2 protein-coding genes are annotated in these 739 nt (G+C 62.9%); both read left to right on the forward strand.

Features of this window, described 5'->3' with window-relative positions:
* Positions 1 to 207: 207 nt before the first annotated feature.
* A complete protein-coding gene (locus RF640_RS18915) occupies positions 208 to 477 on the forward strand; it encodes a helix-turn-helix domain-containing protein (protein ID WP_095651506.1) in 270 nt (89 codons plus the stop codon).
* 10 nt (positions 478 to 487) lie between these two features.
* The coding region (locus RF640_RS18920) for a hypothetical protein (protein ID WP_368828664.1) at positions 488 to 739 on the forward strand (252 nt) is incomplete at its 3' end.

Genomic DNA, 739 nt, shown 5'->3' on the forward strand with positions numbered 1-739 from the left:
TCCTCGGGGACGTCTTCGAAGATCGGGCGGGTCTGCTCCTGGGTGGAGGGCGATACCAACTCAGCCCAACGGTTGTCCATCACACCTCCTCGCTTGCAGGGCCTCCAATAGACTGGACCCTATGTGCATTAGACAACACTGAGAGAGGATTAGCAATGTTGAACAACACTAGACAACAAATGAGTATGACTGTGTACAGTGCCCAGTATGAGGGCGCAGGTGATCGTCGTGTCTGACGCGCTGGACCGGCTCTTCGAGGGCCTGCCCGAGCGGCTGACCGTCGACCAGCTCGCGCAGGTGCTCGGACTCGGTGATCGCACCATCACCTACCGCTGGTTGCGCGACGGCATCGTGCCGGCGATCAAGCTCGGCAAGACCTGGCTGATCCTGCGTGACGACATCAAGGAACACCTTCGCTCTCAGTACAACGTCCCCCATTCCACCGACAATGACGGGGCGCACACGAACGAGGAGTAGGGAGAGCACCATGGCTCAGGCACTGGAGCGGCCGGTCTGCACGGCCAGGATCGCCGCCGACGACAGCGTGGAGGTGACGATCGACCGGGTCCCCTACGAGTTCGCCTCGATGCCGGCAGCCATCGCCCACGTCGTCTCCATCGCCGATGACCTGGGGCGACCGGTCAAACTGACGGCCATCGACCCGGCCTCGGTGACCGAGCCGGAGACGCGACTGATCGTCGCCGCGGACGGCTCCGTGACAGCAGATGCCAGTGCCTCG

Origin of the sequence: Kocuria sp. CPCC 205231, from assembly GCF_040980965.1 — a bacterium.
Classification (GTDB): Bacteria; Actinomycetota; Actinomycetes; order Actinomycetales; family Micrococcaceae; genus Kocuria; species Kocuria rosea.

What these genes read in the sequence shown, in the direction of transcription:
- RF640_RS18915 (WP_095651506.1), top strand. Translation starts at nt 208, where the DNA reads ATGAGGGCGCAGGTGATCGTCGTGTCTGACGCGCTGGACCGGCTCTTC.